Genomic DNA, 15,219 nt, shown 5'->3' with positions numbered 1-15,219 from the left:
TTCACACCCTCTTCTTTGTTAATTTAAGTAATACTTTGCTCAAGCTTTCTTCCGTAAGATCCTCTGCATCAGCAAAATCTGATACCGTAAAAGCAGACTCTGTTGTTGGTTTATTTATAAGTTGACGAAGATGCCTCAACATACCATCTGCTATCACTTGAATTTTTAATTTAGAAAACTGTTCCCTACTATACATCCAAATAAAATGTAACTTTTCATCTTTCACCATTCCGATAACATCAATTAGATGAGATGGTTTGGAATCTGGAGCATGATCTAAAAATGTAAATCCTGTCTCTTGCATAAACAAAGAGTCCCTTGAAAACACCTGATCAAATTGGCCCAAATAGTTAAAGCTTATTGAAGGCTTTTGCTGATAAAACGGAAGTAATCCTTTATTCAAGTAACGTAAAATACCATAGTCAACTCCGCGATTTGGGATTCGACGCAATTGCTCTTTGACTGCCTTTAACCCTTCAATAGGTGTCTGAGTTCCTTGAAAATTGAGATGAACGGGATAAATACTCGTGAACCAGCCCACTGTCCTTGATAAATCAATACCTTCAATCATCTCTTCTCTCCCGTGTCCTTCTAGATGAATAGAAACGGTTTGCTGATTTGTACAATCGACGATAGCTTGTCCTAATGCCGCCAATAATACCTCATCAATCCTTGTCTTATGAGTGACTAGAACTTCGTGAAACAATGCTTGTGTTTCTTCTATTCCTAAAGTCCTCGTCACTTGATCAATCGATTCTTCTGTCGTTTCTTGTATTGGATAGTCCATTGGAATTTTCATCGTTGCTTTTTCTACTTGTTCATTCCAATAATCCTTTACTTCTTTTGAAATACCCGAATCACTGTATGTCTGAAGTCGTTCAGACCATTCTTTAAAAGATGTACTTTTCGCAGGTAAGCGAATTTCTTGACCTTGTTTCATCTGGTTATATACCACCTGTAAATCTTCCAATAGAATCCTCCATGACACTCCATCTACTACTAAATGATGTATCACCCAGAATATTCGATCATTTTCAGTCAAGTTATCTTCAAAGTACACTACTTTCATTAACGGACCAGTAATTAAATTGAAACTAGCTTGATGAATATTCATCTCTTCTTGTATTATTTTATTCCACTCTTTTTCATTAACTTGATTCCGTTTTACAACATGGAGTACTGACAGCTCATCAGTCCCTTCATTTCTCTGCCTCCACGTTCCGTTTGGTAACTGTTCGTACCGGAAACGTAAAGCATCATGATGTTTCAGTAAATTTAATATCGCTCCCTCTAGTAATTTCACATCCAATCTTTCTTTTACTCTTAAAAGCATTGATTGATTCCAATGCTCTGTATGTGGATGTTCTTGCTCGAAGAACCAGCACTGAATTGGAGTAAGAGGCACATCACCTATCACAATTCCCTGCTCCGCTTGTACTCCCTGCGTTTCTATAGCCACTTGTGCCAGCTCAGCGATAGTTGGGCATTCAAACATTTGCTTTGGAGTAAGTTTTAACCCCACTTGACTTGCTTGAGATATGATTTGAATACTGAGAATCGAGTCGCCACCAATTTCAAAGAAATTATCATAGATTCCCACCTTTTTAACACCTAATACTCTCTTCCAAATGGTAGTTAGTATCTGTTCGTTACTATTCCGAGGGCCAACACATTCACTATTAATCTGCGTTTCCTCCGGCATAGGTAAGGCCTCACGATCAACTTTACCGTTAGCTGTAAGTGGAATAGCTTCCATCGCCACAAATCCCGCAGGAACCATATAACTTGGTAGTTTCGCTTTAAGATACTCTCTCCACGCATCTACATTTCCATCTCCTACAACATATGCTACTAATCTTTTATCACCCGGCTGATCTTCTCTTACAATTACAACTGCCTCTTTTACATATGCATATGTATGTAAAGTAGACTCAATTTCCCCAATCTCAATTCTGAAACCACGTATTTTAACCTGATGATCAATTCTTCCACGATAATCTAGATTCCCATCTGGCAAATACCTCGCTAAGTCTCCTGTCCGGTATAATCTTGCTTTCGGATCACTACTAAATGGATGAGATATAAAACGCTCTGCTGTTAATTCAGGTCTATTTAAATACCCACGTGCCAATCCTGCTCCACCAATATAAAGTTCACCATCAACACCTATAGGAACAGGTTGTTGATAAGCATCTAGTATATACACTTCTAAATCGGGAATCCGCTTTCCAATATTACTTCTTGAAGCATGCTGCACATCATCTAAAGTAATTGGATAATATGTAACATGAACTGTAGTTTCTGTAATTCCATACATATTAATTAACTGTGGTTTTTTCTCCCCATACCTTTTAAACCACGGTAACAAGCTAATAGGTTCTAACGCTTCTCCGCCAAATATTACGTAACGCAGCTGCAAATTTTTATTCTTATCTTCTTGTTCACACACTCGTATTAATTGTCGAAATGCGGAAGGTGTCTGATTTAGAACTGTGACTTCTTCCTCCACCAATAATTGATAAAAATCCTTAGGTGATCGACTAATCCAGTACGGAACAACAACTAATTTTCCACCATATAACAATGCTCCCCAAATTTCCCATACTGAGAAATCAAATGCATACGAATGAAAAAGCGTCCAAGTATCTTTTTCATTAAATTGATACCAACAATCCGTCGATTTAAATAACCGAATGACATTGTGATGCTCTATCATAACGCCCTTTGGATTTCCCGTTGATCCCGAAGTATAGATTACATATGCCAGATTTTTGGGACCGACATCAGAAACAGGCAAAGTCTTACTTTCTTTCCCAATCTCATCTTGATCACGATCCAGGAAAATCGACTTAACATTTTCTGGTAAACATTTCAATTCTTTTAAACTTTCTTGCGTTACGAATAACTGAATGCTAGCATCTTCTAGAATATATTGAAGTCGCTGCTCTGGATATGTTGGATCAAGTGGAACATAAGCCCCACCAGCCTTCAAAATTCCTAAAATACCTACAATCATTTCGAGGGAACGTTCAACACACAGTCCAACTAAAGTATCAGGTCTTATTCCCTTTTTCTGCAAATAATGAGCTAACTGATTTGCGCGTTCATTAAGTTCCCTATAAGTAACTTTTTCTTTGCCATACGTAACTGCAATATCGCTTGGATAGTTCAACGCTTGCTGTTCGAACAATTCATGAATAGTTACTTGAGATGGGAAATCCAGCTTAGGATTGTTGAACTCAACTAAACTTTTTCTTTTATCTTCATCAGAAATGATTTCGATTTCAGCTACCTTCTGCTTTGGTTTTTCAAAAGTGTTTTCCATTATCGCTAACATCACGTTAAAAAACCGTTTTATCTCTTCCTTAGAAAATAGCTCCTCACGATAATCAATATGTACATGTAAAGAGTCAATATCAATTAGATTTTCAATATGCACTGCAAAATCTTGTACCTCTTCATGGTTTGGAATCCATAGTGAGTCACCACTTTCATCGCGATCCCTATAATCAATCGTAGTTCCGAAAAGTCTCACATTACTATTATTCTCTTTATTAATCTGCTTTAACAACAAATCAAATGGATATTTCTGGTGTCTCAATAATTTGCTTTGTTTTCTGGACACCCTACTAATAAATGAAAGTACTTCTTCTTCTGGATCAATATCCATTCTTAAAGGAACTGTACTCACCATCATTCCAATCAATTTTCGTTCCATTTTAGTCATACGGTTGCCGTAAGCCATTCCTAAACCAATATCAAGCGATAAAGTCCACCGATACATGGACAACGAGAAAGCAGCAACAAAAAAAGTGTATAAACTAATTTTGTAATCTTCAGAAAATTTTTCTATCTTTCTCTTCAAATGCTCCGTTAATATAAATGTCTCACGTGATGCTTTGGTACTAACTTGGTACGTATTATAGGGCTTCAATCCAGTCACAGATGGCAGTGTTTTAAATTCCTCTAACCAGAATTTTTGATCTTTTTGAAAGCGACTACTATTCAAGTATGTTTGTTCATTAGTCAGGAATTGAACATATGAATTTTTAATTTCGCCTTCCTCATTCTCGTTATGCATTTCATAATAATATTTTGCAATTTGCTCAGTAAATATTTGAATTGATAAACCATCCATAATAATATGATGAACATTTCCAAAGACTGCACATTCATTATCGTTTAATTTTATTAAAGCGAAATAGTATAAATTTGAATTAAATAATGTAAACGTTTCTTTTGTTTTCTGCTCAATCCATTCCTCAAGCAAATTTGTATTCTCCACATTACTGAAATCAAAAAACTCAAATTCTTGTTCTTCATGTTTAATAAAATATTGTTTTGGTTCCTGATGCCCATTTTCTTTTAACCTAATGCACAGACCGTCATTTTCACTGATAACGCGATTCACAACTTGGTTTAATTTTGAATAATTCATTTTCCGATGAAGTTTAAATAAAAATCTTAAATTACATATTCCTTTATCAGAATGAATAACTTCTGTATACCATATTCTTCGCTGCGGATGGCTTAATGGATAACATTCCTCATTGGTCATAAAAATCTCCCCTTCAAAAATTATTTGCTCTTATAGGTTCGTGTTTATGTTTAGCCCATAAATATTTCTGCAGTGAAACTCCAATTACTCCAATAATAACAAGCCCAACCCCTCCATAAACATAGAGTTGAGTTACTCCAAACAAATGCACTAATGGGCCACTCATAGCAGGAGAAATAATTAGAACTGCGTTTGTTAAACTGCTTTGAATACCAAATACTCTTCCTACTTGATCTTGATCGGATTCTATTTGTAAAATGACTTGATTAGATACAAGCATCAGCCCACTTCCAATACCAGCGATAAAACTAATTAAGTAGGCCAAAACGAAGACCGTACTGGGCGTTATCAAACCGATCCCGCCAAAACCAATTCCCATTAAAACCATACCTCCACATACTACCCAGCCATATTGAAATTGTTTTAATTTCTGAGTTAGTAATGCACCAAGTATTCCGCCAAGACCAATAATAGAAATGATATATCCCATTTTACTTTTATCATGTGGGAATAAGCTCTTAAATAAAGTTGGAAATTGTGAGTCTACTAATTGTAATACTGCCATGGCTATTGTAACGAAAATCATAGTTGATAATATTATCCGATTAGATAACACATAACTCCATCCTTGTACCCAAGCGGTCCAAGTACTTTGTTTTTGCTTTTCAACAAATTCTTTCGATATAGTTTCTTTAAATTTTATTGTGGGTATCAGAACTAAGGTAGCTAATAAACAACTTATAGCTCTCATAATGAGGCAGAACTCTGGTTGAAACCAACTCAGCAACATCCCCCCTATAAGCGGGCCTACTATTTTGGTACCCTGCTCTACTATTCCGTTGATACTTACTGCTTTAGTAAGCAAATCCGGGGATACAATCTGTCTTGTTAGTGTTTGCTGTGCAGGATAATAGAAAACAATAAAAATGGAACGAATCATTAATGCTACTAAGAGCCAGTGGATATCTTGTACAAATAAAAGAGCAATCGTTATTAGACCAACCATTAGATTACAGAACATCATAATTGGAATTTTTCTAAAACGATCTGCAATAACACCTGCCCATGAGCCAAAAATAATTCCTGGAAGTGCGTATGCAACAGGAATCAATCCAATCATAGTAGGATCTACTTCCCATTCAAATCCAACTATAGTCATAATCGCTAACATATCAATAAAAACACCAAGCATAAGCAATGAATAAGCAGAGAAAACTTGTAAATAAACCCTATTTCCTAATAGGCCTTTTGAATCAGTAGTTTTCATAAAAGCAAGCTCCTTAGGTTACTAATATAAACACCTTTGCGTATAAGGTACCCCTTTATTAAACCTAATTAATCATTATAAAGATTTCATCTAGAATTTAACTTCGTCAAAACCTAGACTAATCTCAAGGTTTCTCATATTTTAAATAGTCTGATAAATAAGAGTGCACCTATTTCTTCGTCTTTATATCAACTGTTACAAAATAGACCTTTACCTTAGTTAAACATTACCTTAATATAACCATTTACAGTTGTTTGCACATTCAATTCACATCCTTTTTAAAGTTGGCTTTTTTCTATCTCAAATACTATCACACAAATATTTCACCTACTATATTCATAAAGTTGAAATATTTGAATCAGAAAATTCGGATAAAAAACCAAATCCACAAATCATAACAAAACTATTATTTAGTTATATTTTCATTTTATAGATAGCTTTAACCATAGGGATATTAAGAATAAAGTTTTTTAATTTTATTAACATAATAGTTTATAGAGACTATAAATCCTACTAAATAAAAAGGTACATATACATTAAAGTATATGTACCTTTCTCTATCCTACATATTTTCTATTCAAATTAATTCCAATAACTAAAATAGATATTAAAAATATAATACTAACAATTACTAATGCACTCATAACAAAGATTGAATCATATAGTATTGAACCTATACATTTACTACCTATTTAATCTATTAGACATTACTGCTTCAAAAAAATTACACATTATACACAATCGGGATAAATCCCTAAAATATAATTTGACTATATTATTATATAATGTTGTTATGAATCTCTTGTAAGATATAATATATTTTACGCTAATGTATCATCAGTTTTTCTATAAAAGAACTTAATTTTTATGTAGTACGAATTTATTTAGTAATCTAATATATTAATTTAGGTATAAGAATGTTTAAAGATCACCTATTTCCGTAGGTGATCTTTTCTTGTAATTCTGTATTTGTACACTACTTTAGAAATATATCGTAGATACGCTTTGTTTGCTAAATGTTTAGTTCTTTCCATTTATTAAAAAACATAGCTTAAATACAATTAATATCATATTTGTTAAATTACAAACTATTATTTTGTCTTCTGTACAGGCAAACTACTAAAAATCAATTCAGCAACTTTTACATATCCTTTTGAGTTTGGATGAATTAAATCCTTAGACCAAAGCGTATTGTCATTAACTAAATGATGATTCCAAAAATCAACATGATGAAGCTTATACTCTCTGCTCAGTGAATGTATAACTTCATTTGCCTCTAATAATTGTTCTTTTATTACTTGTTTTTTTTCAGAAGCAAAAGGAAGCCTAACTGTAAAATCAGGAAGGTTTGCTATAATAATATCAGCCCCTGCTTTACTTAATGTATCTATCATAAATTCCATATCGTTCTTATATGCATCATGATTCCAACGTCCTTTTAAAACATCGTTTGCCCCTGCAATGAGACTAACCAAATCTGGATTAAAAGTTAACGCCTTTTCTAATTGCTGCAGGCGAATTTCTTCAGTTACTAACCCACGCTTTGCAAAATTGGCATATTCTATATCTTTTTCACACAGTTGAACAAAATGATCTACCCAGCTTTTTAATGCAATTCCCTCAACTTCATCCCCTATCCCCTCTGTAAAACTATCACCAATTGCTACAAATCGCTTCCACATATGTATTCCCCCTTTATTGTTAAATATATCTATACTATACAATAGCTCACACCGTAATTGTTATTTCTAAGTGGTTTTCGATTTCAATTATATTCCACTTTACTATATTTACATTTAGAATCCAAAATTGACCGATTCCCAAGTATACTAAGGAATCGGTCATATTCGTATATTTACTAAAGAAATAAAATCTCCCTAGGAATTATACTTTTTTTCAAAAAAATTGTTGTTCTTTGTTTTGCCCAGTTGATACATTTCTTTTCGATTAAATGATACAAAACTATAGAAAAAAGTAGTGTCATTGCAATGCACAAAGTAAGAAGAAAAAATTACACCCTGACATTCCAAGCTATCCACATAAGAATCTATAGTGCTTTGAAACCTTTTGTTTCAAACTAATATTTAGTTGTATCCTATAAAATTAGCTTTTTACTATATCAATCGCACGATCCCACATACCACTAAAAAAAGATCCTGTTTTACGTATAAAACGTGTAAGCCAATTTGCTTGTTCCACATCAGATTTTGTTACAAGGTCTATTTGTAATGAATTACCTGATAAGAACCCAGGATCTGTATTATCTTTAGACGAGATAATCATTTTACTAATTGTTACACCTTTTTTAATAGGCGCTTCTTGTTCCGTATTCGATACTTTAAATTCTTTTTTATAAATGTCTTTGTTGCCCTTCGGCATTGGAAGCGAAACAGCTTGTTTCATTTGAACTACTACATCTTTTTCTTTTGCATTTGCTACTCGAACTGTTTCATGCCCTTTTACTACTGAATCTTTTCCGTAGACATTCTTCACTTCAAAATTCGCAAATCCATAATCGTATAATTTCTTTGTTTCATCAAAACGTGCCGTATGAGATTTTGCTTTTATCACTACAGAAATTAGGCGCATACCATTTCTTTCTACTGTACCAGTGAAACAATCTCCCGCTTCTGGAGTCGTTCCTGTTTTCAAACCATCTACACCTTCATATTGCTTAATTAAACCTTTTAACATCCAATTAAAGTTCGCCATATCAATTGGATATTTACCACCCTCTTGAAATGTTTTTTTAGGAATTTTTGCTGTATTTAATATTTGGGGGAAATCTTGAATAAGACGTTGTGCTAAAATTGCACAATCCCTTGCAGACATTTTATTTTTCTCGTCTAGAGTTGTCCCTTCTAGATGATATCCTTTTAAATCTTGATTTGTTAAGCCGGTAGAGTTTACAAGCTTATAATCTTTCATACCAAACTCTTTTGACTTATCGTTCATCATTTTTACAAAATTGACCTCTTTACCAGCAATCTGTTCAACTAAAGCAATTGTTGCACCATTTGCAGAGTAAATTGCCATTGCCTCATATAACTCTTTTACCGTATAAGAGCCACCATTTTCTAATGGAACATTTGATAGTGAACGATCTTGCGAAATCTTATGTGCATATTCAGAGATTTTAACTTTTTGATCCCATTTAAGTTTTCCTTTATCCACCGCTTCATGAACTAAGTATTCGCTCATCATTTTTGTCATACTAGCAATTGCCAATGATTCATCTGCATTTTTTTCATATAAAATTTTTCCGGAATTTGCTTCTATTAAAATTGCTGATCCTGCTTCAACGTCTATAGCAGGAACTGTTTCCGCTGCTGCTCTTCCAATTGTAACGACCATGCTACAAAATATTGTAAGCACTGTTACTATTGCAATAACTCTCTTGCAAAACATACCTTTCACTTCTGTTACCTCCAATTTCTTTGTACTTAAAAAGCGTTATTCTAACATAATCCCGCAAAAAAATAGACAGTGTTCTCAAATTGTATATACATATAAAACGTTAGAATCGCTTTCATATAGACCATCTCATCCGACACTTTTAGGTGCGCTAATACTTTGTATTTCCACACATATCCTTATTTTTAATCCCCTTATATTTTTCAAAATGATTCACACTTTCATATTTTTTAGGATTACAGTTAATAGACAATCTAAATAATACATTTGTTCCACATTTACAAAAAATAAAAAACTACACCCTATACTGGATGTAGTTTTTCTAACTGATTTATTTATTTTTCACTTCATTTTTATAAAAAGCAAATAATGATTCGATGGATGGACTAGATAACAGCGGAATTGCCTTCTCAATCAATTTCCTATCCCAATCAAACCAACGCATTTCCATTAACATGTTTATTTCTGTATCAGTGAATCGTTTCTTTATTTCCTTAGCAGGATTTCCACCAACTATTGTATACGGCGGAACATCTTTACTTACGACAGATCCTGCAGCAACAATTGCACCTTCACCAATAGTAACGCCAGGCATTATTATAGCATTCATTCCAATCCAAGCATCACTTTTAATGACTGTATCTCCCTTAGGTTCATATGATTGTTTAATTTGCTCAGCGAATGGATATACTGTAATCCATTCTGAGTGATGATTATGATTACCACCCATTAAAATGACTACCCCACTTGCAATGCAAACATAATTCCCAATAATGAGTTTGTCAAGGTGCCATCCCATCTGTTCAATTGGATTGAACAGTGCTTGGGACTTAGCATCTCCCCACAAATACCTTACACAGCCATCTTCAAAATTTTGATGACTATAATACCCTGAATAATAGGAGTACTCTCCTACTTCAATGAGTGGATTTGTTACTATATCTTTTATATACTTTGTTTCTGACCAATGATTAAATAATGGATACTTCATAACTTTATTCCTCGCTTCTAAGTATAGTAGATTTTATAATTTACTTAGAAGCTTACTACGACTGCTACATTTTTTAGCTTTCTCAAACGACGAATCATTATCTTCAAGCCTTTCTTTTATACTAGAAAAAGCATAACGCAATACATTACACTAGTCAAATTGTTTAATTTTGAACACATCTTAAACAGTGTAATACTGCAATAACAACATGAAAACAATCTAACTTCGATACAAACACTATATTCATTACATTTAGTTCATATTTTGTAAAAAAATCTTAATTGCCATGACAAAGCAAACAATAACCACTATTGGTCGTATTAATGACGTCCCTTTTGTAAGCACCATCTTCGCCCCAATATATGACCCTATAATTTGACCAAGCATCATAATCAATCCAATTGTCCAATCGATTTGGCCAAAAATAATAAAATACAACAAAGCAGCGAAATTACTAGTAAAATTCAAAATCTTAGCATTTGCAGTTGCCCGTGTAGCACTATATCCACATAAAAGAATGAATGCTAAAGCAATCAAGCTACCTGTTCCTGGGCCGAAGAAACCATCATAAAATCCCACTAACGGAGCCACTGTTAACGCAAACAACAACATACTTATTTTTCTCGGTCGATCTTCGTTTGCTATATTTGGAGATAATAGAAAATAAATGCCAATAAAAACAAGTAAAAAAGGTAATATCATAATTAGATATTCTGCTCGTATCTGTAAAACAAGCCATCCACCCAAAACTGATCCAAAAAAGGTCATTAAGATGGACAAACGCATTTCTTTAAGATTAATTTCTTTCTTCTTAATAAAAAACACTGTCGCCATGAGAGTTCCGCTACTCCCTTGCAGTTTATTAGTTGCTATCGCTACAGAAGGAGACATACCTACTAATAACATTATCGGGATAGTTATCATACCACCGCCTCCAGCAATCGTATCTATCCACCCTGCTATTACAGCTACTAAAAATAGTAATATGAGTAATTCAATAGTAAAATCCATACAAAGAATATGGGAAGGCTTGAGCTATTATACTCCAAACCTCCCCATCGTCCCTCCTCTCTTTAAACTAGTTAATAATATCTGTAAAGTAACTTTCTTTCTGATCACGTAATCGGCTGGAAACGTATTGCCTGCAAACAATTCTTCTTCCGTATTTATTATTTCCAATCGGGATTTTATATTCTTCCCCAGATAACCTTTCCCTACCATGAGTTACATTTGTTTGTTTACCATAGTATGAATTTGGTATAATTAATAAATCTTCAGATGTAAGTGGAACCTTATAAGTAGGCGTTGTTCGTAAGAGTTCTAAAAACATGTCAAATTTCAATTTTTCTTCTTCACTTTCTCCCACATAAATCAATCTATTTTCTGCTCCATTCAAACAAGTTGCAATAATATCACCATTATCATCTAAAAATATAATTTGGTTTATTTCCCCTACAAATCCAGATATTTCACCATCAGCCATTCCTGCGATATGAGCAATAGGCATTTTACTTATCGCCAATATGTCATCTTTATTGAAGAAATTTTCTTCAAGATGCTTTTGAAGTAATTTTGGGGTTCCAATATGAGTTTGAGTTTTTAAATTTAACACTCCTTTTAATAAAAGAGCATCAACTCTAGTAAATTTGCCACAAGTAATTTCAGACACTATTCGTTCCACGGATTTATTAAGTCTATTTGATACAATTTCTAAATTCGTATTGAATGTATTCAATCTCGCTTCAATATCTGACTGGTCTTTCATATCTGTATACACTGTGGCATCGTTATGTTGATAAAAGTTCCCGCCACCGGTGCTTGCACCGACATTTCGCAAAACTTCATCGTTGTTTAAAGGGGAAATGAGATGAAATCTATTTTTCCCTGCATGTTCGGATGGATGAATTAAAGCATCATAATTAAAAAGTGTGGCAAAAAGCCATGTCACCCATTCTGCATAAAAATATTTTTTCATTCTATCGTTTTCGTCTTCACCATAATTAAAACCTTTGCGATTTTCTCCAGGTAATAGGGTTTCCATAGGATCACATGGAGTATTTTTAATAAGAGTAGGCGGTACGTTCCCACCACAATTCGCTACTTTTATCATATGTAGTAGTTTTTTTATATCTGAATTCGGAGTTTCCATTGAGTATTCAATCAAACAAGTAAGCCACTCTTTTGAAAAATATGCTGCTATTTCTTGATCACAAGTATAGGGATTATGGGTTTTCAATTCATTGTCTATCAAACTCTTCATTTTATCATTCAATACATTAGGAATAGTAATTTCTTCAATTTCCGTAATCTGCAGTATTCCTTTATTCATTATAAAACCTCCGTTGTTTTATTTTTTACACCCTATCTTCTATTAAACAAACTATCCACTTCTTTTTTACTCCTTTACTTTTCGTCAGAGCTATTAGAATTACCGATTTACAAATAAAAAACGTGGAGTATAAGAGATTTCTTCTTAGTTACATTTCCCCCACGAACCTCCATTGATTTGGCAAATTTAATTTGAAAATCTGATTCATTTTCATACTTTACTTTCAAACTATGTTTATATGATTTTCAATTCAATTAAGAGTATTTCATTTTCTAAAGTTTTCCTAATTTTAAAATCAGAATTTTCAATACAACTATGTTAACATTAAAAATATAACACGAAACAAAAAAATGTAAATAAATAGTTTTTTTATAAAAAATAGTCAGACTATTCATAAGGTAATCCGTATTTCATTGAACCAACTACGGCCTCTCAATTTTATTGATAACAATAAAAAAGCCCCCTAAATGAATAGAGAACTTTTTCCAAGTATATTCTATTTTAAAGTTCTTACTTACCTTTTACTTTAAAAGATATTGCTGTAACTTCTTTATTAACAGTTCCATACCGTTTGGACTTACGATAATCTTCCCATTCGCTAACGAAATATTGCTGTCTGAAATATCTCCTGTAAGTGCACAAGCTCTTGGAGATTGATATTTTCGTAAAATAATCTGCTCCTCTTCTATAAACATTTCAAGAGAATCTTTTTCTACAATTCCTAAACTCCGTCTTATTTCCATTGGAATAACAATACGCCCCATACTATCTGCTTTACGAGTAATTCCTCTTGATTTCATAAAATGCCACCCTTTATATTTATCTAATATTACGGTATTTATTTTAGCAATAAACAACAATTAGGAATAGTTCGTATTACAGTACTTTTTTAGGAATAAATAACAATTAGGAATAGTTTATGTTAGAATTCTTTCTCGTTTATTTTTGATTTTTAATATATTTTTCCTTGATCATTTTTATATATTGTTTTCTCTCTGTTAGTTCAAATATAAATAATGCCTTTTTTATGTATGTTAAACCAACTTCATTAGAGTGCTGAACTTTTAATAAAATTGCACCTTTTTCAAAGAATAATTCACCTAATAAGTATAAAGTATTCATATTTATGGCTAATTTTATACCTATTTCACTATACTTTATCGCTTCTTCATATTGATTTGCAAGGTGTAAACATTTTGTTAACGTATGAATGAGTCTTAATTTGATTTCTTTTTCTCTAGGGAATTCTATCTTATTAAAATTAATTAAACTTTGTTTTAATATATTTATGCTTTTCTCATACTCTTCATTTTCTGCATGTATTATAGCGATTGAATTCATTATGCTTATTTCTTTCTCTGATAAAAAGTTACTACTACTTAAAGTTTGTTTTAGTGCTCTATTTAAAATGTCAAAAGCATTAATTGTTGCTCCATTTACATAATATATAGCAATCGCTTCATGCCATAATAGAAATTGTTTATCTTCTTTTGATTGGAAATTATTTTCGTTTTTCTCTTTTTTCACTATTTCGTAAAGCTCATTATATTCTTTTTGTTTCACACAATCTCTCATTACACATTTTACATTTTCAATATATTTTATTTTTTTATTTTTAGTTAGTGCAAATATATAATTTGGATCAATACCAAGTCTTTCAGATAATTGATACAACAATATGCTAGATGGATAAATAATACCTTTTTCTATCTTACTAATTTGACTTTGTGAACATATTCCATGACATAATTCAGATTGTGACATGTTTTTTTTCTTTCTAAGTTCTTTAATAATAATACCAAGATTGTAGAATTCCATATTTCCTCCCTCAAATGTAACACTTTATGAGTATAAGAATATTTTCCAACTTTTAATGTAATGTAAAATTAATATAGTTATAATTACTAATTATATGGATTTATAGTTTCTTTTACAAACTTGTATCACAATACGAGAAATTATTAAAATATGGTTCACTAATAATTAAGGGGAGTTTTATCCCCCCACTGATTATTAGTCCACTCCAGGCAGGCTTTTACAGGGAGTCCGACTTCTTTGCCACATCTAAATTTTGAGGTGGAAGTCTTACTACCCGCAAATAGCCGGATTAAAATAAATATGATTTTTCACCTTTATTTCTTTTAATAGTTTCTTTTGATTTTTATATAAATAATTTCGAAGGAGCGTATTTTATGAAAAGAATGTTGACCGAAAGAGAGTTAGAAGTGGCTATTTATGTAGCAAAAGGATATACAGATGCAGAAATTTCCAAAAAAATATATGTTACCCCTCGAAGAATTTCAACGATAATTAATCATATTAAAGAAAAATGGCATATTAATTCTAGAGTGGAATTAGGTATTTTAGTTTATCATTATGGTTTTATAGATGCACCCTTATTTTCAAATAAAAAAATTCAACTATGTAAAAAGGTTGTACAATAGATAGCGGAATATAACGAGTTTAAATTGCAAATAAAAATATAAGAGCAGACATACTTTTATTATTTGGTTTACTCCATCACTTTTTAAATTTCAGACATTAATATAAAAAGGTTAGAGAATTAACTTCTCTAACCTTTTTATATACACTACTAGGTTTCAAACAGTAAAGATGCCCTAATGCTACCATTAATCCTGTTCCCTATTCAACCTTGTATA

Annotated in this window: 10 protein-coding genes and 1 pseudogene; 1 reads left to right on the top strand and 10 read right to left on the bottom strand. The window is 32.4% G+C overall.

What is annotated here, in order from left to right:
• Position 1 precedes the first annotated feature (1 nt).
• The 10 genes and pseudogenes from CGQ22_RS08680 to CGQ22_RS08640 all read right to left on the bottom strand — a co-directional run bounded on the left by CGQ22_RS08680 (position 2) and on the right by CGQ22_RS08640 (position 14,377).
• Positions 2-4,558, bottom strand: a complete 4,557-nt coding sequence (locus CGQ22_RS08680) for a non-ribosomal peptide synthetase (RefSeq protein ID WP_089148561.1) — start codon at positions 4,556-4,558, stop codon at positions 2-4.
• Between the two features lie 13 nt (positions 4,559-4,571).
• Positions 4,572-5,825, bottom strand: coding sequence for an MFS transporter (locus CGQ22_RS08675; protein WP_089148560.1), 1,254 nt, complete (start codon positions 5,823-5,825; stop codon positions 4,572-4,574).
• 1,091 nt (positions 5,826-6,916) lie between these two features.
• The gene (locus tag CGQ22_RS08670) at positions 6,917-7,507 is read right to left on the bottom strand and encodes an SGNH/GDSL hydrolase family protein (protein ID WP_046946293.1); all 591 of its coding nucleotides are present in this window, start codon (positions 7,505-7,507) and stop codon (positions 6,917-6,919) included.
• Positions 7,508-7,683: 176 nt separating this feature from the next.
• Positions 7,684-7,836 (bottom strand): annotated as a pseudogene (locus tag CGQ22_RS31350) (acyltransferase family protein); the annotation flags it as partial.
• A 92-nt stretch (positions 7,837-7,928) separates the two neighbouring features.
• The gene (locus CGQ22_RS08665) at positions 7,929-9,242 is read right to left on the bottom strand and encodes a D-alanyl-D-alanine carboxypeptidase family protein (protein ID WP_046946294.1); all 1,314 of its coding nucleotides are present in this window, start codon (positions 9,240-9,242) and stop codon (positions 7,929-7,931) included.
• A gap of 328 nt (positions 9,243-9,570) precedes the next feature.
• A complete protein-coding gene (locus CGQ22_RS08660) occupies positions 9,571-10,230 on the bottom strand; it encodes a CatB-related O-acetyltransferase (RefSeq protein WP_000876936.1) in 660 nt (219 codons plus the stop codon).
• Positions 10,231-10,482: 252 nt separating this feature from the next.
• On the bottom strand, positions 10,483-11,241 hold the full coding sequence (locus CGQ22_RS08655) for a TSUP family transporter (protein ID WP_046946295.1): 759 nt from the start codon (positions 11,239-11,241) through the stop codon (positions 10,483-10,485).
• Between the two features lie 67 nt (positions 11,242-11,308).
• Positions 11,309-12,559 carry a hypothetical protein gene (locus CGQ22_RS08650; RefSeq protein ID WP_046946296.1) on the bottom strand — a complete coding sequence of 417 codons (1,251 nt, stop codon included), beginning with the start codon at positions 12,557-12,559 and terminating at the stop codon, positions 11,309-11,311.
• Positions 12,560-13,080: 521 nt separating this feature from the next.
• Complete coding sequence (locus tag CGQ22_RS08645; protein ID WP_000842217.1) at positions 13,081-13,359, bottom strand: AbrB/MazE/SpoVT family DNA-binding domain-containing protein; 279 nt, start codon at positions 13,357-13,359, stop codon at positions 13,081-13,083.
• Positions 13,360-13,498: 139 nt separating this feature from the next.
• Positions 13,499-14,377: a helix-turn-helix domain-containing protein gene (locus tag CGQ22_RS08640; protein ID WP_000397975.1), complete on the bottom strand. Its 879-nt coding sequence runs from the start codon at positions 14,375-14,377 to the stop codon at positions 13,499-13,501.
• 374 nt (positions 14,378-14,751) lie between these two features.
• Here CGQ22_RS08640 and CGQ22_RS08635 point away from each other — a divergent pair, with 374 nt between their 5' ends.
• On the top strand, positions 14,752-15,003 hold the full coding sequence (locus CGQ22_RS08635; RefSeq protein WP_000827560.1) for a response regulator transcription factor: 252 nt from the start codon (positions 14,752-14,754) through the stop codon (positions 15,001-15,003).
• The last annotated feature ends 216 nt before the right edge of the window (positions 15,004-15,219 follow it).

Origin of the sequence: Bacillus sp. M13(2017) (genome assembly GCF_002218325.1) — a bacterium.
GTDB classification, from domain to species: domain Bacteria; phylum Bacillota; class Bacilli; order Bacillales; family Bacillaceae_G; genus Bacillus_A; species Bacillus_A thuringiensis_K.
This window is presented reverse-complemented; position numbering and strand designations above follow the sequence as displayed.

What these genes read in the sequence shown, in the direction of transcription:
- CGQ22_RS08680 (WP_089148561.1), bottom strand. Translation starts at nt 4,558, where the DNA reads ATGACCAATGAGGAATGTTATCCATTAAGCCATCCGCAGCGAAGAATA.
- CGQ22_RS08675 (WP_089148560.1), bottom strand. Translation starts at nt 5,825, where the DNA reads ATGAAAACTACTGATTCAAAAGGCCTATTAGGAAATAGGGTTTATTTA.
- CGQ22_RS08670 (WP_046946293.1), bottom strand. Translation starts at nt 7,507, where the DNA reads ATGTGGAAGCGATTTGTAGCAATTGGTGATAGTTTTACAGAGGGGATA.
- CGQ22_RS08660 (WP_000876936.1), bottom strand. Translation starts at nt 10,230, where the DNA reads ATGAAGTATCCATTATTTAATCATTGGTCAGAAACAAAGTATATAAAA.
- CGQ22_RS08655 (WP_046946295.1), bottom strand. Translation starts at nt 11,241, where the DNA reads ATGGATTTTACTATTGAATTACTCATATTACTATTTTTAGTAGCTGTA.
- CGQ22_RS08650 (WP_046946296.1), bottom strand. Translation starts at nt 12,559, where the DNA reads ATGAATAAAGGAATACTGCAGATTACGGAAATTGAAGAAATTACTATT.
- CGQ22_RS08645 (WP_000842217.1), bottom strand. Translation starts at nt 13,359, where the DNA reads ATGAAATCAAGAGGAATTACTCGTAAAGCAGATAGTATGGGGCGTATT.
- CGQ22_RS08640 (WP_000397975.1), bottom strand. Translation starts at nt 14,377, where the DNA reads ATGGAATTCTACAATCTTGGTATTATTATTAAAGAACTTAGAAAGAAA.
- CGQ22_RS08635 (WP_000827560.1), top strand. Translation starts at nt 14,752, where the DNA reads ATGAAAAGAATGTTGACCGAAAGAGAGTTAGAAGTGGCTATTTATGTA.